Origin of the sequence: Nocardia sp. NPDC049707 (genome assembly GCF_040674855.1) — a bacterium.
In the GTDB taxonomy this organism is placed as follows: Bacteria; Actinomycetota; Actinomycetes; order Mycobacteriales; family Mycobacteriaceae; genus Nocardia.
This window is the reverse complement of sequence record NZ_JBFANN010000003.1, coordinates 291,038-310,377: the sequence shown is the minus strand read 5'-3', so window position 1 is coordinate 310,377 and position 19,340 is coordinate 291,038. Positions and strand designations below refer to the sequence as shown.

At 65.1% G+C, this 19,340-nt stretch carries 21 protein-coding genes; 11 read left to right on the top strand and 10 right to left on the bottom strand.

The annotated features are described in order from the left end of the window. Positions 1-110 precede the first annotated feature (110 nt). From AB0J29_RS05750 to AB0J29_RS05735, 4 genes are all read left to right on the top strand, one after another. Positions 111-1,424, top strand: a complete 1,314-nt coding sequence (locus AB0J29_RS05750; RefSeq protein ID WP_364779803.1) for an aspartate aminotransferase family protein — start codon at positions 111-113, stop codon at positions 1,422-1,424. Positions 1,425-1,524: 100 nt separating this feature from the next. Beyond that, positions 1,525-3,060 carry a glycosyltransferase family 39 protein gene (locus AB0J29_RS05745; protein ID WP_364779800.1) on the top strand — a complete coding sequence of 512 codons (1,536 nt, stop codon included), beginning with the start codon at positions 1,525-1,527 and terminating at the stop codon, positions 3,058-3,060. 13 nt (positions 3,061-3,073) lie between these two features. Continuing rightward, a complete protein-coding gene (locus AB0J29_RS05740; protein WP_364779797.1) occupies positions 3,074-3,448 on the top strand; it encodes an arsenate reductase family protein in 375 nt (124 codons plus the stop codon). Positions 3,449-3,476: 28 nt separating this feature from the next. Beyond that, a complete protein-coding gene (locus AB0J29_RS05735; protein ID WP_364779794.1) occupies positions 3,477-4,157 on the top strand; it encodes a TIGR00266 family protein in 681 nt (226 codons plus the stop codon). 91 nt (positions 4,158-4,248) lie between these two features. On the opposite strand, the gene AB0J29_RS05730 is transcribed toward AB0J29_RS05735, so the two are convergent. Then, the gene (locus AB0J29_RS05730) at positions 4,249-4,758 is read right to left on the bottom strand and encodes an NUDIX domain-containing protein (RefSeq protein WP_364780012.1); all 510 of its coding nucleotides are present in this window, start codon (positions 4,756-4,758) and stop codon (positions 4,249-4,251) included. 76 nt (positions 4,759-4,834) lie between these two features. Here AB0J29_RS05730 and AB0J29_RS05725 point away from each other — a divergent pair, with 76 nt between their 5' ends. Then, a complete protein-coding gene (locus AB0J29_RS05725; protein WP_364779791.1) occupies positions 4,835-5,212 on the top strand; it encodes a nitroreductase family deazaflavin-dependent oxidoreductase in 378 nt (125 codons plus the stop codon). A 54-nt stretch (positions 5,213-5,266) separates the two neighbouring features. Here the strand turns inward: AB0J29_RS05725 and AB0J29_RS05720 are convergent, their stop codons facing one another. From AB0J29_RS05720 to AB0J29_RS05700, 5 genes are all read right to left on the bottom strand, one after another. Continuing rightward, positions 5,267-5,917: a slipin family protein gene (locus tag AB0J29_RS05720; protein WP_364779788.1), complete on the bottom strand. Its 651-nt coding sequence runs from the start codon at positions 5,915-5,917 to the stop codon at positions 5,267-5,269. 189 nt (positions 5,918-6,106) lie between these two features. Beyond that, a complete protein-coding gene (gene yidC / locus AB0J29_RS05715; RefSeq protein ID WP_364779785.1) occupies positions 6,107-7,099 on the bottom strand; it encodes a membrane protein insertase YidC in 993 nt (330 codons plus the stop codon). 87 nt (positions 7,100-7,186) lie between these two features. Then, positions 7,187-7,486, bottom strand: coding sequence for a DUF6412 domain-containing protein (locus tag AB0J29_RS05710; RefSeq protein WP_364779782.1), 300 nt, complete (start codon positions 7,484-7,486; stop codon positions 7,187-7,189). A 9-nt stretch (positions 7,487-7,495) separates the two neighbouring features. Continuing rightward, positions 7,496-8,056: a sterol desaturase family protein gene (locus AB0J29_RS05705; RefSeq protein ID WP_364779779.1), complete on the bottom strand. Its 561-nt coding sequence runs from the start codon at positions 8,054-8,056 to the stop codon at positions 7,496-7,498. A gap of 53 nt (positions 8,057-8,109) precedes the next feature. Beyond that, a complete protein-coding gene (locus tag AB0J29_RS05700; RefSeq protein WP_364779776.1) occupies positions 8,110-8,928 on the bottom strand; it encodes a helix-turn-helix domain-containing protein in 819 nt (272 codons plus the stop codon). A gap of 586 nt (positions 8,929-9,514) precedes the next feature. On the opposite strand from AB0J29_RS05700, the gene glnA reads away from it, so the two are divergent. Further along, positions 9,515-10,948, top strand: coding sequence for a type I glutamate--ammonia ligase (gene glnA / locus AB0J29_RS05695; protein WP_364780009.1), 1,434 nt, complete (start codon positions 9,515-9,517; stop codon positions 10,946-10,948). Between the two features lies 1 nt (position 10,949). Here the strand turns inward: glnA and AB0J29_RS05690 are convergent, their stop codons facing one another. The 3 genes from AB0J29_RS05690 to AB0J29_RS05680 form a co-directional block, all read right to left on the bottom strand. Next, complete coding sequence (locus tag AB0J29_RS05690) at positions 10,950-11,723, bottom strand: helix-turn-helix domain-containing protein (protein WP_364779773.1); 774 nt, start codon at positions 11,721-11,723, stop codon at positions 10,950-10,952. A gap of 51 nt (positions 11,724-11,774) precedes the next feature. Beyond that, entirely contained in the window at positions 11,775-12,368 is a 594-nt protein-coding gene (locus tag AB0J29_RS05685) for an alpha/beta fold hydrolase (protein ID WP_364779770.1), read from the bottom strand. A 146-nt stretch (positions 12,369-12,514) separates the two neighbouring features. Next, on the bottom strand, positions 12,515-13,798 hold the full coding sequence (locus tag AB0J29_RS05680; protein WP_364779767.1) for a DUF418 domain-containing protein: 1,284 nt from the start codon (positions 13,796-13,798) through the stop codon (positions 12,515-12,517). A 138-nt stretch (positions 13,799-13,936) separates the two neighbouring features. On the opposite strand from AB0J29_RS05680, the gene dop reads away from it, so the two are divergent. From dop to pafA, 5 genes are all read left to right on the top strand, one after another. Beyond that, positions 13,937-15,436 carry a depupylase/deamidase Dop gene (gene dop, locus AB0J29_RS05675; protein ID WP_364779764.1) on the top strand — a complete coding sequence of 500 codons (1,500 nt, stop codon included), beginning with the start codon at positions 13,937-13,939 and terminating at the stop codon, positions 15,434-15,436. A gap of 235 nt (positions 15,437-15,671) precedes the next feature. Continuing rightward, the gene (locus tag AB0J29_RS05670) at positions 15,672-15,866 is read left to right on the top strand and encodes a ubiquitin-like protein Pup (protein WP_364495081.1); all 195 of its coding nucleotides are present in this window, start codon (positions 15,672-15,674) and stop codon (positions 15,864-15,866) included. Continuing rightward, a complete protein-coding gene (prcB, locus tag AB0J29_RS05665) occupies positions 15,863-16,729 on the top strand; it encodes a proteasome subunit beta (RefSeq protein WP_364779760.1) in 867 nt (288 codons plus the stop codon). Before AB0J29_RS05670 ends, prcB begins: the two co-directional genes overlap by 4 nt. Next, complete coding sequence (prcA, locus tag AB0J29_RS05660; RefSeq protein WP_364779757.1) at positions 16,726-17,502, top strand: proteasome subunit alpha; 777 nt, start codon at positions 16,726-16,728, stop codon at positions 17,500-17,502. Before prcB ends, prcA begins: the two co-directional genes overlap by 4 nt. 174 nt (positions 17,503-17,676) lie before the next feature. Continuing rightward, positions 17,677-19,035: a Pup--protein ligase gene (pafA, locus tag AB0J29_RS05655; RefSeq protein WP_364779754.1), complete on the top strand. Its 1,359-nt coding sequence runs from the start codon at positions 17,677-17,679 to the stop codon at positions 19,033-19,035. A gap of 5 nt (positions 19,036-19,040) precedes the next feature. Here the strand turns inward: pafA and AB0J29_RS05650 are convergent, their stop codons facing one another. After that, positions 19,041-19,337: a thiamine-binding protein gene (locus tag AB0J29_RS05650; RefSeq protein ID WP_364779751.1), complete on the bottom strand. Its 297-nt coding sequence runs from the start codon at positions 19,335-19,337 to the stop codon at positions 19,041-19,043. Between the last annotated feature and the right edge of the window lie 3 nt (positions 19,338-19,340).

The window sequence follows — 19,340 nt, the reverse complement described above, 5'->3', positions numbered from 1 at the left end:
CAGGCGGGACAATTCTTGTCATAGACGGTGCCTCCAGCCGCGCGGCCGCCGCAATCGGGCTATGGTGCCCATGTGCTGTTATATCCAGGTTCGAAGGGGGAATTCGCCCCATGAGCGGGTCAGATCACGTCTTCTATCCCTGGAGTGCCCAGGCGACCCTGAATCCGGTGTCGATCGTCGGTGCGTCGGGCTCGTGGTTCTGGGAGGAAAGCGGCAAACGCTACCTCGACTTCTCCTCCCAGCTGGTGAATGTCAATATCGGCCACCAACACCCGGATATCGTCGCGGCCATTGTCGATCAGGCACAGAAGCTCACGACCATCTCACCGACCGTCGGCAACGAGGCGCGCAGTGAATTGGCCAGGCTGATCGTCGACCGCGCACCGGGCGAGCTGAGCCGGATTCTGTTCACCACCGGTGGCGCGGAGGCCGTCGAACATGCGGTGCGGCTGGCCCGCAGCTACACCGGCCGCACCAAAATGCTCTCCGCCTACCGCTCGTATCACGGTGGCACCGGTGTCGCGATCGGGCTGACCGGTGAGCCGCGGCGCTGGGGTGCGGAGCCGACCAATGTCGACGTGGTCCGCTTCTTCGGGCCGTATCCCTACCGATCCCCTTGGGACACAACAACTCCCGAGGAGGAGACGGCCGCGGCGTTGCGGCATCTGCGCCAGGTCATCGAATTGGAAGGGCCGCAACACATTGCGGGGCTGATCCTGGAGACGGTGGTCGGCACCAACGGTGTGCTCGTGCCGCCGCCGGGCTATCTCGCCGGTGTCCGAGCATTGTGCGACGAATTCGGCATCGTCTATATCGCCGATGAGGTGATGGTCGGATTCGGCCGGGTCGGTGAGTGGTTCGCGGTACAGGCCTTCGACGTCGAACCCGACATCATCACCTTCGCCAAGGGCGTGAATTCCGGTTATGTCCCGCTCGGCGGCGTGCTGATGGCAGAACGGATCGCGCAGCGCTACGACAATACGGTGTATCCCGGCGGACTCACCTACGCCGGACATCCCCTCGCCTGTGCCGCGGGCATCGCCTCGATCAATGTCTTCGAACGTGACTGCATTCTCGACCATGTCCGCTCGGTCGGCGCTGATGTGCTCGGAAAGGGGCTGGCGGACTTGGCATCTCGCCATCCCAGTGTCGGTGAGGCACGCGGTCTCGGATTCTTCTGGGCGCTGGAGCTGGTGCGCGACCCACAGACCAGGGAACCGTTGATTCCGTTCGCCGCTGCGGGTTCGGCCGCCGAACCGATGAACCGGGTCACCGCAGCCGCCAAGGAACGCGGGCTGTGGCCGTTCAACGCGGGCAACCGCTTTCAGATCGCGCCGCCGCTCACCACGACGGCGGACGAGCTGCGCACCGGATTGGATATCGTGGACGAGGTGCTCGGTATCGCCGACGAATACGTGCGGTGATGGGACGTCGCGCGGACCACCCCCCGGGGCGTAGTCCGTGCGACGACCATTTCCCGCTAGATTCGAGGTGTCCACCCCGGAACTCCCTCCAGGAGCTGGCGTGACCGATACCGAAGATCGTCAGAACCTGGCTACCTCGCCCGAGGGGCGTCCGGCGCTTGCGGTCGTTGGGGTCGGCGCGGTCGCGGCAATGGCGCTTGCGGTCCTGCTGTTCTCCGCGAGTCGGTACGACTACTTCGGCGATGAGCTGTACTTTCTCGCGGCCGGGCGGCGGCCCTCGTTCGGCTACGCCGATCAGGGGCCGGTAGTACCCATGCTGGCGCGCCTGATGGATACGATCGCGCCGGGTAATTTCTTCGTGCTGCGGCTGCCGGTGGTGGCGCTGACTGTGCTCGGCGTCGTGCTGTGCGCGGTGATAGCGCGGGAGCTCGGCGGTGGACGCATTGCGCAGATCTTCGCCGCGATCGCCTACGCGACCTCGCCGTTCCTGCTGCTCCAGGGCAAGATGCTGACGACCAATGCGGTCGATACCGTGCTCTGGGTGATCATCACCTGGCTGGTCGTGCGCTGGGTGCGAACCCGCCGCGATCGTCTGCTGCTGTGCGCGGCCCTGGTGACCGCGGTCGATATGCAGGTGAAATGGTTGATCCCGTTCTTCTGGATCAGCATCGCGGTGGGTTCGCTGATCTTCGGTCCGCGCGAATTGGTGCGGCGGCCGCTGCTGTGGCTCGGCGCGGCAATCGTGGTGGCGGCGACGATACCGTCGCTGATCTGGCAGGCGCGCCACGATTGGCCGCAGCTGGCGATGGGCAAGGTGATCATCGGTGAGCAGGACATTCTCGGCGGACGATTGGCATTCATTCCGCTCGCCGTGCAGTTGGCCGGGTATTTCGGCGCGGTGCTGCTGATGTACGGCGTGTGGGCGTTGCTGTGCCACACCTCGCTGCGGCCGTACCGGTTCCTCGGGGCGACCCTGCTGATCCTGGTCGCCATCTTTCTGGTGATCGGCGGGCGGGTCTACTACATGGCCGGGATGTACGGCGTGGTGCTCGCCGCGGGTGCCGTCGGTATCGGCGAATTGGCGGGTCTACTGGATCCCGCCCCGCGCCGCTGGGTCACCGGTGCCGGTGCGGCACTCGCCGCGGTGGCCACGGGCATTTTGCTGTGGTCGACCCCGTGGCGGGACGCCGCGCAAGTCCAGCCGCCCGTCAGCACTTCCGAGGCAGCCATCAATATCGGCGTCTACGGCGAATTCGGCTGGCCGGAACTGATTTCCGGCGTCACCAAGGCTTACGACTCGCTCACCCCGGCCGAACGCGCCGGCGCCATCATCGTCACCAACACCTACTGGCAAGCCAGCGCCCTCGACCAATTCGAGCGCGCCAACCTGCCCCCGATCTACAGTCCCAGCCGTGGTTTCGGATATTTCGGAACACCTCCGGACACCGCGTCCGCCGTCGTCGCCGTCGGCGTCGACGATGACTTCCTGCACTGGGATTTCGACAACTGCGCACCGGTCGCCAAGGTGGACAGCCGAATCGGCTACCCGGGTAACACCCAGGACGTCACGGTATGGACCTGTACCGGCCTCCGCCATCCGTGGTCCGAGGTGTGGCCGACCTGGATGCACCTGTAGGTACGCTGCGAGCATGACATCTGGGCAGACCGAGATCTGGCACAATCCGCGGTGCAGCAAGAGCCGCAATGCCACCGCGCACCTCGACGAGACGGGCGTGGCCTACACGGTCCGGCGCTATCTCGACGATCCGCCGACCGCGGCGGAATTGCGGACGGTGCTGCAGCGGCTGGGCACCGAGCCGTGGGATATCACCCGAACCGGTGAGCAGATCGCCAAGGATCTGGGCATATCCGGCTGGGGGCGCACCGCCGCCGACCGGGAGCGCTGGATCGATGCGCTGGCCGCGAATCCGCAGCTGATCCAGCGGCCGATCGTGCTCACACCGGACGGCGGTGCGGTCGTCGCGCGCGACGAGAAGACCCTGGAATCGCTGGACCCTTCGTAGCCCGAATTAGCCGGTAGGGTCGGCATTTATGAAAGTACAACTGCGTCATAGTCCGGCCTCCGCGGTCGCGCGGTGCTTCCTGGCCGGAGGCGAGCCGATGCGGGTCGAGAGCGGCGCCATGGTCGCGCATTCGGCAGGAGTTTCGTTGCAGTCCAAGGCCGAAGGCGGCATTCTCGCCGGGCTGAAGCGTTCGGTGCTGGCCGGCGAATCATTCTTCGTCTCGACCTTCACCGCACCGCCGCAGGGCGGCTGGGTGGATGTGGCGCCCGCACTGCCAGGTGACATGCTGAATCTGCAGATCACCCCCGATCGGCCGTTCTTCATCAGCCGTGGCGGCTGGATCGCGAATTCGCACGGTGTGCAGGTAGAGGGCAAATGGGGTGGTTTCGCGAACCTCTTCGGTGGCGAGGGCGGCTTCGGCCTGCGCGCGCACGGCGAGGGTGAGGTGGTCGTCGGTGTGTTCGGCGCGATCGATGTGATCGATCTGCAGCCAGGTGAGCCGATCACCATCGATACCGGCCATGTGGTGGCCTACGACCTGGCCATGAACTTCACCATCCGGCGCGCGGTCTCCGGGCGGTCCATCCAGTCGCTGAAGTCGGGCGAAGGGTTCGTCTTCGACTTCACCGGTCCGGGCCGGGTGCTGCTGCAGACCCGCAATCCGGGGGCCTTCGCAGCTTGGGCCGGCTCGGTGGCGTCCTCGAGTTAGTCACCCGTTTTCACGGTCTCTTACCTGTTGGACACCTATCGCAGGCCCATCGGCTCATCAGGTCTCCTCGACCCGGTGGGCCGATGGCGTTTCAAGCCAGCAGCTGGTCAGTGAGGATGCGGGTATCTGGGACGAACGGCCAGGTCGGGTCGGCCAGATGGGCGCGCAGTTCGGCATCGGTCCACCACCAGCCGTCCACGATCTCCTCGGGCTGATGATGGATGGGCCCGTCGTAGCGCAGCTCGTAGGCGAATAGATGACAGCGCATCGCCGTGCCCTGCCAGATGCCGTCCCAGGATGCGCTGGCCCGCAGGGGGAGCGGTGGCGCGTCGGCGGGGCGGACGATGCCGAGTTCCTCGGCGAGTTCGCGGATCGCCGTCTGTGCCGGAGTCTCGCCGGGATCGACGACACCGCCGGCCAGGCAGTCGTGCATACCAGCGAAGACCATCTTGGTATCAGTGCGGCGGTGCACGTAGACGCGTTCGCCATCGCCGGAGCGGACCAGTACGCCGGCACTCGCATGCCAGATGCCGTCGCGATAAACGGTAGCGCGGTCGGCCGCGCCGATTTCGCGGCCCGCGGCGTCATAGACCGCGATCATCTCCGGCTCAGGATGCACGAACACGGGTCGAGGGTAACCTGATCTTGCATGCCACCCTGAGAGAGGACCGCCCCAGATGGTGCTTCCGCGCACACTGGCTAAGTTGAACCGGCACGTGACGAATCCGATTCTCGGCCGGTTGGCCGGGAAGGTGCCCCCGATGAGCATGGTCGTCCACAAGGGGCGAAAATCCGGCCGCCCCTATCGAACTCCGGTGTGGGCGTTCGAAACCGATGGTGTCTACCGGATCGCGCTGACCTACGGCCGCAATGTCGACTGGGTCAAGAACATCACGGCCGCAGGCGGTTTCGAACTCGAGACCAAAGGCACTGTCGTGCTCCTCATCGATCCGGTGGTGGTACATGATGCGTCGGCGGCGTGGGCACCACCTGGCGTTCGTCAGGTGCTGAGGATGCTGTCGGCGACGGACTACCTGCAGGCGCGTCCCGCCTAGCAGTCGGCGTTCCAACGCCGAAATCCCTTGTCCGCGTGGACAAGGGATTTCAGATCAGATGCGCTCGCGCGGGTCGAGGACTACCTGCGTGCCGGGTGTGGTCGCGACCTGTAGGGTGCGCAGCCGTAGCAGTGTCGGGTGTTCCTCGAGCAGTCGCGCGGTATTGGCCAGCGACCGTAGTGCGGCCGCTTCCGCGCGGGCGCGTTCGAGTTCGGCCCGGCCGCGCTCCTTGGCGAGCACGGTTTCCAGTGCGGCCCTGCGCAGTTCGCCGGGCAGCATCAGGTCGCGGGCGTTGAGTGCGTCGACGCGCATGCCGAGTCTCATTACGGCCGTGCCGATTTCGGCGAGATCGCCGACGAGAAGCGTGCGGTCGGCGACGAGTTCGTCGAGGGAATGGCTTGCCACGGACCGGCGCGCGGCATCCTGCACCGCCGCGTACAACACGCTCTCCGGGTACTGCGCACCCGTGGTGAACTCCTCCGGGTCGGTGACCTGCCAGTTCAGTGCATAGCTGACGCGCAGCGAGAGTCCGTCGTGGGTGAGCAGTTCCTGACCGCTGACGTTCAGCAGCCGGGGCCGCATGTCGACGACGATCAGCGTGCAGCGCTTGGCGTCGTAGCGGTGGCGTCCTGGCTCGAGCACTCGCTCGAGTGTGCCGTCGCGGTACAGCAGCGTTCGCTGCCATGCCATAACCGTCGTGTACATGTTCACTCCTCCCGTGCCGTGTGTCGTTGGCTGCCTTGTTATTTGCGGATGTCACCTGGTTCCGGTCACGGGGCCGCGGCGGGGGCGTCCCGCGGCCGTCGCCGCAGAGCCCGCAGAGCCGTTTGCCGTATCCGACCGGAACCGGGTGGCATCGCAGTGGGAATCGAACCCATCCAGGCTTTGTGCCCTTCACCAGGTGCGAGATCGAGTCCGACACGGGGAACGCGGTGCGGAGATTCCGGTGCGCCCCTTGACTCGACCTGGAACAACCATAGGGTTCGCGGCAAGGGTGCGCGAATGATTTATCGCCGCTTCGGTTTCATGCCGGGTTTGGGGGCGGCCTTCGCCCGGTGCCGCGGCGACACGCGTTGCCTCGGTGGCCGATTCGGCGTCGAGGCGGCGGTAGACGAAATGCTGCTGCGCGAGCGTGCAGGCATTGTTGGTGACGAAGTACAGCAGGATAGCAACCGGCAGCAATGCGCCGCCGAGGATCGCGGCCGTCGGGAGTGCCCACAGGCTGAGCGTGCGCATGAAGGGCAACTGCGTCGTCCCGGTCTGCCGGTCCAGTGACGCGCGTGCGGTGAAATGCGTTGCGACAGCGGCGACCAGCATCAACGGGAGCGCGACGAGCGCCACCGTCGACAGCAGTTCGCCCGCACCGGCGAGCGTTGCCGACAGCGGTGCCCCGAACAACTCGGCATGCAGGAAGGACTGCACATCAGCTGGGCCGAAGAGATAATTCGCGGTCGCGGCGTTCTGTTCGGCCGTCAGGGTAGCGGTACGCCCGAACGGCAAGTAATCGAAGGTGCCGGTGCGGTCGAACGAACGCAGCACATGGAACAGGCCGATGAACACCAAGACCTGCGCGATCATCGGAATCAGACTGGCGAAGAGATTGACGCCGTTGTCCTTGTACAACTGGCGGATTTCGGTATTCCGGCGAACCGGATCGTCTTTGTATTTCTGCTGAATGGCTTTGACTCGCGGTTGCAGCCGCTGCATCGCCGTCTGGGTACGGGCCTGTTTCAGGAATGGCAGCAATAGCGCGGCGCGGAGGGTAATGACGAGAAATATGACCGCGAGTACCCACGCGACCGCGCTCGCGGGGCCGAGGACGGCGGCAAAGGCGGTGTGCCACAACCAGAGCAGGGCGGACACCGGATAATAGATGAAGTCGAGCATGAGAGCACCTGACTGTGGGAACGTGCGGATGCGCACGTCGATGGAAGGGGCAGCCGAATCGCCTGGAGACCAGGCGGCGAGTGATCGCTAGGCGGTGACCGATCCGGGTGCTCGTGGACGCGGCCGTCCGGCGGTATCCGGATTGCTCTGACGCTGGAAGGAACCCCGGCGGCGACGCTGTGCCGAGGGCGGCGGACCCGAGTGGGCCAGCGCCATCGGTACACGGTGTGTGCTCCGCAGCGCGAGCAGCGCCAAGGTCAGCGACGCCGCGATGACACCGAAGACGGCCAGTGCCGCCGGTTCATTGGTTGGTGCAGCGGCCAGGGCGAGCGCGGGTACGACGAGTGCGAAGACCGCAAACGCCATGAGGTGTACCCGCGAGAGCATGCCAAGAGCTTACCGACCGGCGACCGGTCCTGGCGATATAGTGACCGCGGTCGCGGTCAGCGGCTTCATTGCACAACCGCCATCGGGAGTGAACGGGTAGACGAGCTGGTCGACATACCCGGTCGGGTAGTCGGGTTTCGCCGCCATACCGAGATGATCGGTGCCGAAGCGCCGCGCCGGATCGTAGGAGTAGGTGCGGAACAAGTGATCCCAGATGAGTGTGAACAGGCCGAAATTGACGTCGCCGATTCCGGCGAACTTCAGATGATGGAAGCGGTGGCCCTCGTTCAATGCCAGCACATATTTGGCGGGTCCGATCCGGTAGTCGGCATTGGAGTGTTGCAGGAGTAGTTGGATGGCAACCGAAAGGGCAAGGGCAGCAGCGACATTCGATGGCCGCTCCACGAGAAATGATGTGACAATGGCGATCGCCAGTACAGGCAATAGCCAAAACTTCGGCGCACCAATGGAACTCAGTGCGATGCCGATGCCGTTGAGGCCGATCAGCATGAAGGGCACATAGCCGTAGCGGGCGAGACGTTGTGCGGGCATGCGGTCAATCGCGGTCATATCGGCGAGCCTGGTCGGCCGTGCCCGCAATAACTTGAACGATTCGGCTGGACCTACGAGGCGTCGCCGAGATCCCAATCGACGCGGCGACTCAGCGCCGATGGCGGCAGTCCAAAGGTGCGGCGGCAGGTGCGGGTCAGGTGGGAGCTATCGGCGAAACCGGCGGCGTGGGCGGCGGCGGTGAGATCGTCGCCGGAGCGGACGCGAGTGATCGCCACGTGTAGTCGGAGCCAGAGTATGTACGGCCGCATGGGAATTCCGACCTGTTCGGTGAACAGGTGGGTCAGTCGGGTCGCGGAAAGGCCGACCCGGCGGGCGACATCCACGCCGCGGATCGGTCCGGCGCCGACAAGGGACGGCAGCAGTTGCAGCACCTCGGTCACCGCCTCGTGGCGCTCGTCCTCGATGTTGCGCGAATTGTCGCGTTCGAGATCGTCGACGACCTCGGCGACCAGTTCGGCGAGTGGTTCCCGATCCGGATCGATGGGCAGGGAATGTTCGCAGTCGGCCCACCCGTGAGTGTGGGCTCTGCGATCGGCCGCCGCGCCCGCAACGGATTCCGGATCGAGATAGATCGCGGTGCCGCGCTCGGTGCCGGCGTCGATGCGATGTGGTGCGTCGGCGGGAACAATGACATGTGTGCCGCGGTGCCGAACGCCGCTCGCGTCCACCACGACCACCGGCGTACATGCGGCGACCACTTGGACAGCGTGATGGGCGTGCAATGCGGTGGGGCCGATGCTGCCGCCGAAGGCCAGTACGCCGGCGCGCAGCAAAGCCGTACCCTCCCAACGCAGTTCACCGGACGCCCCGGAGCCATAGTGTGCGGGCCGGGGCACGGATGCCCCGTTGGTAACCAGAGCCTTCATCATCGGATGCTCCCGGGTGACTGCGAATCCCGAATCGGATCCCTCACGGAGACTATCCCGGCCGCGCGGCCGGTGTCAGGGTAACGGCGACGCGATCGAGGAACCCGCTGATCAAGGGACGAGCGGTCGAAGCCTGGCGCTCAGGGGGCCAAGGCGGCGGATTCGAGGCGGCGGGCCAGGCGAGCCGCGGACACGTAATTGCGGCGGCGGGGCGATGCGGGTCGAGGCCGATGAGTTCGGGTACGCGGGACCGGCGGTAGGTGATCGCAGTCGAGCCGCCGGAAGACACCCGGAATCGCCTCGACCCGGCGGTGAGGTGTCGGTAACAAATCGTTAACTTCCGACCGTTTCCGCGGCAGCCGCCACCGCTCATGATCAGGTGGAACTGGTGGTGGGGATTTCTCGGGCGATGCCGCTATGGATTCGGGTCCGCCGTCAACGGCGAAGTCGTATCGTGAGACTCGGCGAGCAGGACCTGCCGTGATCCGATGGACGGGTCCGGTCGTCAGGGGACGGTCGCCTCGCCATCCGCGGATACACCGTGCGCCGCGAAAGCGAGGAGCGAGCCGTGTTGGACGAGCGAGCAGCCTTGACTGCCACCACCGACGGAATTCTGGAATATATCTGCGCCGAGGAAGTCGAATACGTCGATATTCGATTCTGTGACGTTCCCGGTGTGCAGCAACACTTTTCGATACCGGCCGTCGCATTCGGCCCGGACCTGGTCGATAACGGGATCGCCTTCGACGGCTCGTCGGTGCGCGGTTTCCAGTCGATCCACGAATCGGATATGTTACTGCTCCCGGATCTGCGCACCGCGCAATTGGACCCCTTCCGTGCCGCGAAGACGCTGAATGTGAACTGCTTCGTCCACGATCCGCATACCCACGAGGCATATAGCCGCGATCCGCGCAATGTCGCGCGCAAGGCCGAGAAGTATCTGAAGAGCACCGGCATCGCCGATACCGCCTACTTCGGGCCCGAGGCGGAGTTCTACATCTTCGACGCCGTGCGTTACGACACCAGGATGAACGGCGCCTTCTACGAGGTGGACTCGTCCTCCGCCGACTGGAACACCGGTGCCGAATTCAATCCGGACGGCACGATCAACCGCGGGTACAAGGTGCGCGCCAAGGGCGGTTATTTCCCGGTGGCGCCGTACGACGCCGACGTCGATGTGCGCGATCGCATGTGTACGAATCTGCAGAACGCCGGCTTCGAACTGGAGAAGGGCCACCACGAGGTCGGTACGGCGGGTCAGGCCGAGATCAACTACAAATTCAATACGCTGCTGGCCGCCGCCGATGACCTACAGCTGTACAAGTACATCATCAAGAACACCGCATGGGCCGAGGGCAAGACCGTCACGTTCATGCCCAAACCGCTCTTCGGCGATAACGGCTCCGGTATGCATGTGCACCAATCCCTGTGGTCGAATGGCACACCGCTGTTCTACGACGAGGCCGGATATGCGGGCTTGTCCGACCTGGCCCGGCACTATATCGGCGGACTGCTGCGGCACGCATCATCGTTACTGGCATTCACCAATCCGACCGTGAACTCGTACAAGCGCCTGGTTCCCGGCTTCGAGGCCCCGGTCAATCTGGTCTACAGCCAGCGCAATCGCTCAGCGGCCGTGCGCATTCCGGTCACCGGCGCGAATCCGACGGCCAAGCGCCTCGAATTCCGCTGCCCCGACTCCTCGGGCAACCCGTACCTGTCCTTCGCCGCCATGATGATGGCCGGTATGGACGGCATCCGCCGCAAGATCGAACCCCCCGTCCCGATCGACAAAGACCTCTACGAGCTCACCCCGGAGGAGTCCGCCGAGGTCACCCAAACTCCGCCCAACCTCGAAAGCGTCATCGACCGACTGGAAGCCGATAACGAGTACCTGACCGAAGGCAATGTCTTCACCGACGATCTGATCGAAACCTGGATTCGCCTCAAGCGCGATGCCGAGATCTCCGAAATCAACGTCCGCCCACACCCTTACGAATTCGAACTATATTTCGACGTGTAGGTCAGTCGATATGGATTTCGCCATTGATGGCGAGGAATGCGGTGGGGGTGAGGCCGAACATGGCGCGGAAGGTATCGCTGAAATGCGAAGGGGAGGCGAAGCCCGCGTCGACGGCGGCGCGGGTGAGGTCGTGGCCCGCGGAATAGGCCCTGGCAACGCGCAGCATGCGGGCCCATTGCACGTAGCGGCGGAAACTGGTGCCGGTCTGTTCGGCGAAGGTGCGCAGGAAGTAGGAAGTGGATAAGCCTGCGGCACTGGCCTTTTCAGCCGCGCGCTGCTGCTGGGTCGGGTCGGCGCGGATAGCTGCGGCGACCGCCGCGATGCGGGGATCGCGGATGGTAGGGACCGGGATGCTTGCGAGTTCGAGGAGGCGGTCGATATCCGGCGCTGGGTCGGCGCACAGCTCGATCAGCTCGGTCTCGTGCCGGTGGTCGGCGCGGTATCCGCTGACGGTGCGCCGCATGCCACCGAGACAGCGGGACAGATTGGTCGAGGTCGGGTCGAAGAAGCAGAAGAGCTTCGGCATATCGGTATCCAGGACGTCGTGCGTGACGCGGGCGCGGAACAGGAAGCTGCGGGCCGTGATGTCCGGGGCATCGGCGACTCGAACCCGGAACGGGCCGTCGAGTCCGACCCCTAGACTGGCGATGGCAGTGGAGTGTGCACCGGGGGCCATCCCGGGCCCGATATAGATCGCGTGCCCGAGCCGCAGCCAGAGCCGGGAGGTGACCGCCGTTTCGGGAGCGCACGTTTCTGGAAGTGCCGACCGCGCCATATCCGCGACGATACAGAAAATCGCAGGACAGACGGGAGATCTGCTGCTGAGTCACCGTGCGGCCGCCTGGATTTCGCCGACCAACCGAACGGCCTCTGGCAGTTCGATGTGATCGTCCGGAAAGTTGCCCAGGTGGCTGCCGGTGGCGGTGAGCATCGCGGTGGCCGCCAGTCCGCGCACCAGTAGTCCGACGTGCTCGACCGGATCGGGCACGTTGACCGGATCGTCGGCGGCCGCCAACACCCGGAACTCGTGCGCCGCCGCACGAATTCGTGCCCAGTCGAACGGTTCTGCGAAGAATTCGGCCAATATGTCATAGCCGACCTCATGTGCGGCGGTGGAGACCAGCAGCACACCGGCGAATTGTCCGGCGGCGGCGACATCATGCTGCTCGAGCACGCGCAGTACATTGACGCCGCCGATGCTGTGGCCGACCAGGACGGTATCGCTGGCCGGACCTGCCGCGGCGGCCGCTGCGGCGAAGTCGTTGCGCCACGGATCCAGCCGCGGTGCATCTGGATCGGGCAGGTTCGGGATGGTCACGGAATGCCCGAGCGCTGTCAGTTCCGCCGTGAAATAGGGAAACCACACACTGTCGGCGCGGGCTCCGAGGCCGTGGTTCACCACGATCGCACTCACTGTCACTCATCTCCTGAATCGGAACGCTCCGTAGCGTTTCGCAAACGGTCGTCGAATATCCGTTGTGGGTCAAGGCATTATGCGGGTTGATGGCCGAGGACCAGCTGGATCCCCATTGGCCGGACCGGTCCGGGACCGGGCGCAGCCCCGGCTCAGCGTTCGCGGGCCAACGCTCGGTAGCTGAGATTCCACACCCACTCGACCGGACCGCGCTCGAACCGGCGCAACCACAGATGCGCGACGGTCACGATGATCAGCGCGACCAGCAGGTAGATGCCGATCGTGAACGGCACCCTGGCGTCCGGGGCGACGCGCGCGGCGAGTCCGAGACCCCACCCGTAGCACAGCATCGAAGCGACCAGATTCTGCAGGATGTAGCAGCTCAGGGCCATCCGCCCGACCTCGGTGAGCCGCCTGCCGAGGAATCCGACCCGCGGACGGAGCAGGTAGAACTCCGCGACCAGCGCGAGCAGGCCGAGGGCGACGAACGGGGCGCTGCCGTATCTGGTCAGCAAGACCAGATCTCCGCCGAGCACACCGACCGCCAGATCGATCGGCGCGGCAACCGCGAATCCGATGATCATGAGTCGCCGCCGGAGCCGCGCACCCTCCGGCCGGAACACTCCGGCCCGGAACAACTGCGCACCCGCCAGGAACAGCGCGATCGACATCGGGAAGACGAAAATCGGCTCGACGCGGAACATGCCCGCATTCTCGAGTCGGAACAGCACCAGATCCCAGAACGACCCGTCCGCATAAGGATTCGGATCCAGCGGCTTGCGTGGCGCCGAATCCTGTTGGTTGGCAACGGTCATCGCGATGCCGATGAGCGTCAGCATCGCGATATGGAATCCCGCCGCGATTGTCAGCCAACGACGTTGCGCGCGTTCGCTTGTCGCGAGAATGAAGGCGACGACCAATCCGGTGACCGCATAACCCATCAGCACATCGAATTCCGCGACGAACAGGAAATTCAGCACACCGTCGAGGAACAGCAGCCCGGCCCGCCACGGATAGCTGCCCGGCCACCGTCGACCGGCGCGCACTGCCGAGCGCTGCTGGATGGCAAGCCCGATGCCGAACATGATGGTGAGCAGTCCGAGAAACTTGCCCTGCGCGAGTTGCTGCAGCACTCGCTCCGACCACATCCAGCCGGTCGCCGGGCTGCCCAATTCGTCGATGTACCCGACCATGCCTTCCGGATGGGTGAGGATCCAGATGTTGGTGCCGAGCGTGCCGAGTATCGCGATGCCGCGCAGGACGTCCAGGGCGACCAAGCGCGCGGGATTCTTCGGGGTCTCGGTGCTCGGTTGACCCGCTTTGGGTTGCCCCGTTTTGGGTTGCCCCGTTTTGGGTTGCCCCGTTTTGGGTTCATCCGTTGTGAGCTCATCCGACTTGCCGTGGCGCTCGGTGATATCGGCGATCGAATCGGTCATGTTCCGAATATCCCGGCCGCTGCGGCCTGCCCGTATCCTCCGGAAGTACGACCGTCGGTATGACATCGAGGTCATCCGAGATCACCGATGCCGCCGGTCGCGACCGATGGCGTACACCCGTCGCCTAGGCTCGACGGTATGCAGCGCATCATCGGTATCGAGGTCGAATACGGCATCTCCACACCCACCGAGCCGTCGGCCAACCCGATTCTGACCTCGACTCAAGCTGTTCTCGCCTATGCCGCCGCGGAGGGGGTGCCGCGCGCGAAGCGCACGCGCTGGGACTACGAGGTGGAGTCGCCGCTGCGCGACGCCCGCGGATTCGACCTGAGCCGGATGAACGGTCCGGCCCCGGTCATCGACGCCGACGAGGTCGGCGCGGCCAATATGATCCTCACCAACGGCGCCCGGCTCTACGTCGACCATGCCCATCCGGAGTACTCCGCGCCCGAGGTCACCGATCCGCTGGATGCGGTCATCTGGGACAAAGCGGGCGAGCGGGTGATGGAGGCAGCCGCGCGGCACGCGTCGAGCGTTCCGGGCGCGCCGCGGCTGCAGCTGTACAAGAACAATGTCGATGGTAAGGGGGCCTCCTACGGCACCCACGAGAACTACCTGATGAGCCGTGACACCCCGTTCAACCAGATCATCGTCGGGCTCACCCCGTTCTTCGTCTCGCGCCAGGTGATCTGTGGTTCCGGCCGGGTCGGTATCGGCCAGTCCGGTGATCACGCCGGATTCCAGCTGTCCCAGCGTGCCGACTACATCGAGGTCGAGGTCGGTCTGGAGACCACGCTCAAGCGCGGCATCATCAATACCCGCGACGAACCGCACGCCGATGCGGACAAATACCGTCGCCTGCATGTCATCGTCGGCGATGCCAACCTCGCCGAAATGTCCACCTACCTCAAGGTCGGCACCACGGCGCTGGTGCTGGACCTGATCGAGGCGGGCGAGGATCTGTCGGATCTGCAGCTGGCCCGGCCGGTCACCGCGGTACACCAGATCAGCCATGACCCGACTCTGCGCGCCACCGTCGCGCTCACCGACGGTCGCGAACTCACCGGTCTGGCCCTGCAGCGCATCTACCTGGACCGGGTGGAAAAGTTCGTGGCCCGCAGCGGCAACGACGACGAGCGTGTCAAGGACATCCTGGAGAACTGGGCCAACGTGCTGGATCTGCTGGAGCGCGATCCGATGGAATGCGCCGACCTGCTCGACTGGCCCGCCAAGCTGCGTCTGCTCGAGGGGATGCGCAAACGCGAGGGCCTGAGCTGGGCCGCACCCAAACTGCACCTGATGGACCTGCAGTACTCCGACGTCCGCCTGGACAAGGGCCTTTACAACCGCCTGGTCGCCCGCGGTTCGATGAAACGCCTGATCAACGAGCAGCAGGTGCTCGATGCGATGACCAAGCCGCCGACCGACACCCGCGCCTACTTCCGCGGCGAATGTCTGCGCCGATTCGGCGCCGATATCGCGGCCGCCAGCTGGGATTCTGTGATCTTCGACCTGGGCGGCGATTCGCTCGTGCGCATTCCGACCCTGGAACCCCGCCGCGGCACGAGGGCCCATGTCGGCAAACTGCTCGACGGTGTGAATACCGCCGCTGAACTGGTCGAACAGCTCACGACTTAGCCTGGCTCGCACTAAGATTCGGCGTGATCCAGCGCCGACCCAGCGAGTCATACGCGCGACCGTTCGGCCGGGCCGCGAATACGTCGCGACGCGGGAGCGGCAAATTAGACACAGATCCGACATGTTGTCGGAGCGGCTGGGTAGTGTTGATGTACGGGCACGGACATTGCTCATGATCAGGGTCGTGCTCAGAATGGAGCCCTGGTCATGATGAGGACAGAGGAGGTCGGCTGCCATGGCACAAGAGCAGACCAAGCGCGCCGGGGGCGGCGACGAGGACGAGGGCCTCGAGGGCGTTGACGCCGCGGGGCAGGAGCGCCGCGAGAAACTGGCGGAGGACACCGACGACCTGCTCGACGAGATCGATGATGTGCTCGAGGAGAACGCGGAAGACTTCGTTCGTGCGTATGTGCAGAAGGGCGGCCAGTGACAGCAGGTGACCCCTTGCGTCTCCACCCGGGGCACGCCCTCTCGTCATTCACCGAGCACCTGCGCATGAACGCACCGGAACTGTTGCCGGGCAACCGATTCGGCGCGATCGAGGGTGCCACCGGTGCTGCCGGTGGCACCTCCGCGAAAGAGCTGGCTCCACATGGAACGACTATCGTGGCGGTCTCGTTCCGCGGTGGTGTGCTGATCGCCGGTGACCGGCGGGCCACCCAGGGAAACCTGTTGGCCAGCAGGGATATCGAGAAGGTGTACATCACCGACACCTATTCGGCAGCCGGTATCGCGGGCACCGCGGGCATGGCCATCGAAATGGTGCGATTGTTCGCCGTCGAGCTGGAGTACTACGAGAAAATCGAGGGCGTCTCGCTCACCTTCGATGGCAAGGCCAACAAGCTGTCGAAGATGGTGCGCGACAACCTCCCTGCCGCACTGCAGGGTCTGGCGGTGGTTCCGGTGCTGGTCGGCTACGACCAGCACGCCACCGATCCGGACAAGGCCGGTCGCATCGTGTCCTACGACGTGGTCGGCGGACGCAGTGAGGAGCGGTTCGGCTATACCGCGGTCGGTTCGGGTTCGATGTTCGCGAAGTCGTCGTTGAAAAAGCTGTACGCCAAGGGAATCGATGAGGACCGCGCATTGCGGATCGCCGTCGAATCACTCTTCGACGCGGCCGACGACGACACTGCGACCGGCGGACCGGATCTGGTGCGTGGTATCTACCCGACGGCGATCGTCATCAACGACGAGGGTGCCGACGAGGTGACCGAATCGCGGTTGGAGGAGATCACGCGGGCGATCGTCGCCGATCGCGAGGCCGCGGAAGAGGAGAGTGCCTCAGCATGACACTGCCGTATTATGCGTCGGCCGAACAGATCATGCGCGACAAGACCGAGCTCGCGCGCAAGGGCATCGCTCGGGGTCGCAGCGTGATCGTGCTGACCTACGACAAAGGTGTGCTGTTCGTCGCGGAGAATCCGTCCGCGACACTGCACAAGGTGAGCGAGCTGTACGACCGCGTCGGGTTCGCGGCTGTCGGCAAGTACAACGAATTCGAGGCACTACGTCGCGGCGGCATCCTGCAGGCCGATCTGAAGGGCTACCAGTACGACCGGCGCGATGTCACCGGTCGCGGTCTGGCCAATGCCTACGCGCAGACCCTCGGCACGATCTTCACCGATCAGCTCAAGCCCTATGAGGTGGAGATCTGCGTGGCCGAGGTCGGCTACCCGGAACAGTCCCCGGAATCGGTGCTGTACCGGATCACCTTCGACGGCTCGATAGTCGACGAACGTGAATACGTGGTGATGGGCGGCACGACCGAGCCGATCATGACCGCCTTGAAGACCTCCTACCAGCCCGGACTCGATCTGGCCGGTGCGGTCGGGGTGGCTGTGCAGGCGCTGCAGGCCGGGGTGCCCGAGGGTGCCGCGGACAAGGACAAGCGAGTGCTCGGGGTGGGTTCGCTCGAGATCGCCACCCTGGAACAGGCGCGGCCGCGGCGGGCGTTCCGCCGGGTCGCGGGCGCGACCTTGGACCAGTTGCTGACCGGCGGTAAGTCGGCGGGCAAGGCCGAGGCGGAGCCGAAGGAGCCGAAGGACACCCCGGAGTCGGAGTAGTCCACCACGATCTCCTGGATGCGAAGGCCCTCTCGATTCATCGGGAGGGCTTTCGTTCGGCCGGTAGTTTTCGGCCGAACATTTCTCTCACGTGCGAAATCGTTGTGAAGACGTATGCACCGAGGTTGTCCGCAGCCCCACGCGAGTGCATGGCATAGCTGTACTGTCGATAGTGTGCAGCGACGAATCATGGGGATCGAGACCGAATTCGGTGTGACGTGCACCTTCCACGGACACCGTCGGCTCAGCCCCGACGAGGTGGCCCGGTATCTGTTCCGCCGGGTAGTTTCCTGGGGCCGTAGCTCTAACGTGTTCCTCCGCAACGGTGCTCGGCTCTACCTCGATGTCGGGTCGCATCCGGAGTACGCCACCGCAGAGTGCGACAACTTGGCGCAGCTGGTCACCCATGACCGGGCCGGTGAGCGCGTGCTGGAGGAGTTGCTGATCGATGCCGAACAGCGCCTCGCGGAGGAAGGCATCGGCGGCGACATCTACCTGTTCAAGAACAACACCGACTCCGCAGGCAACTCCTACGGTTGCCACGAGAACTTCCTCGTCGTGCGGGCCGGTGAGTTCTCCCGGATCTCGGATGTGCTGCTGCCATTCCTGGTCACCCGTCAGCTGATCTGCGGTGCCGGCAAGGTGCTACAGACGCCGAAGGCGGCCACGTTCTGCCTGTCCCAGCGTGCCGAGCATATCTGGGAGGGCGTCTCCTCGGCGACCACCCGCTCGCGCCCGATCATCAACACCCGCGACGAGCCGCACGCCGACGCGGAGAAGTACCGCCGCCTGCACGTGATCGTCGGCGACTCGAATATGTCCGAGACCACCACCATGCTGAAGGTCGGCACGGCGGCACTGGTGTTGGAGATGATCGAGGCGGGCGTTTCGTTCCGCGATTTCGCCCTGGACAACCCGATCCGCGCCATCCGCGAGGTCAGCCACGACCTGACCGGCCGCCGTCCGGTCCGGCTGGCCGGTGGGCGCCAGGCCAGCGCACTCGACATCCAGCGCGAGTACTACGCCCGCGCCGTCGAGCATCTGCGCAACCGCGACCGCGACCCCAGTATCGACCAGGTCGTCGACCTGTGGGGCCGCACCCTGGACGCGGTCGAGGCGCAGGACTTCGCCAAGGTCGACACCGAGGTCGACTGGGTGATCAAGCGCAAGCTCTTCCAGCGCTACCAGGATCGCTACGGCATGGAGCTGTCCGATCCCAAGATCGCCCAGCTCGATCTGGCCTACCACGACATCAAGCGCGGTCGCGGCATCTTCGACCTGCTGCAGCGCAAGGGTCTGGCCAAGCGGGTCACCGAGGACGAGGCCGTCGACGCTGCCGTGGACACCCCGCCGCAGACCACTCGCGCCAAACTCCGCGGCGATTTCATCACCGCGGCCCAGGAAGCCGGCCGCGACTTCACCGTCGACTGGGTGCACCTCAAGCTCAACGACCAAGCCCAGCGCACGGTCTTGTGCAAGGACCCGTTCCGCTCCGTCGATGAGCGAGTGGACCGGCTGATCGCCTCGATGTAGGCGCGCTACTCCTCGGCGAGGTAGCGCTCGACGGTCTCGACTTTCGAGGTCATGGCGTCGGTGACGCCCGGACGGATATCGGCTTTGAGGACGAGGCTGCACCGCGGGGCGATGGCGAGGATGATGTCGGTCGCGGCTTTGACCACGGCCATGACCTCGTCCCATTCGCCTTCGATCGTGGTGAACATGGCGTCGGTGCGATTGGGGAGACCGCTGGCTCGCACGATTCGGACGGCTTCGGCGACGGCTCGGCCGACGTCGACGCCGGCACCGAGCGGTGTCACGGAGAACGCGATGATCATGGA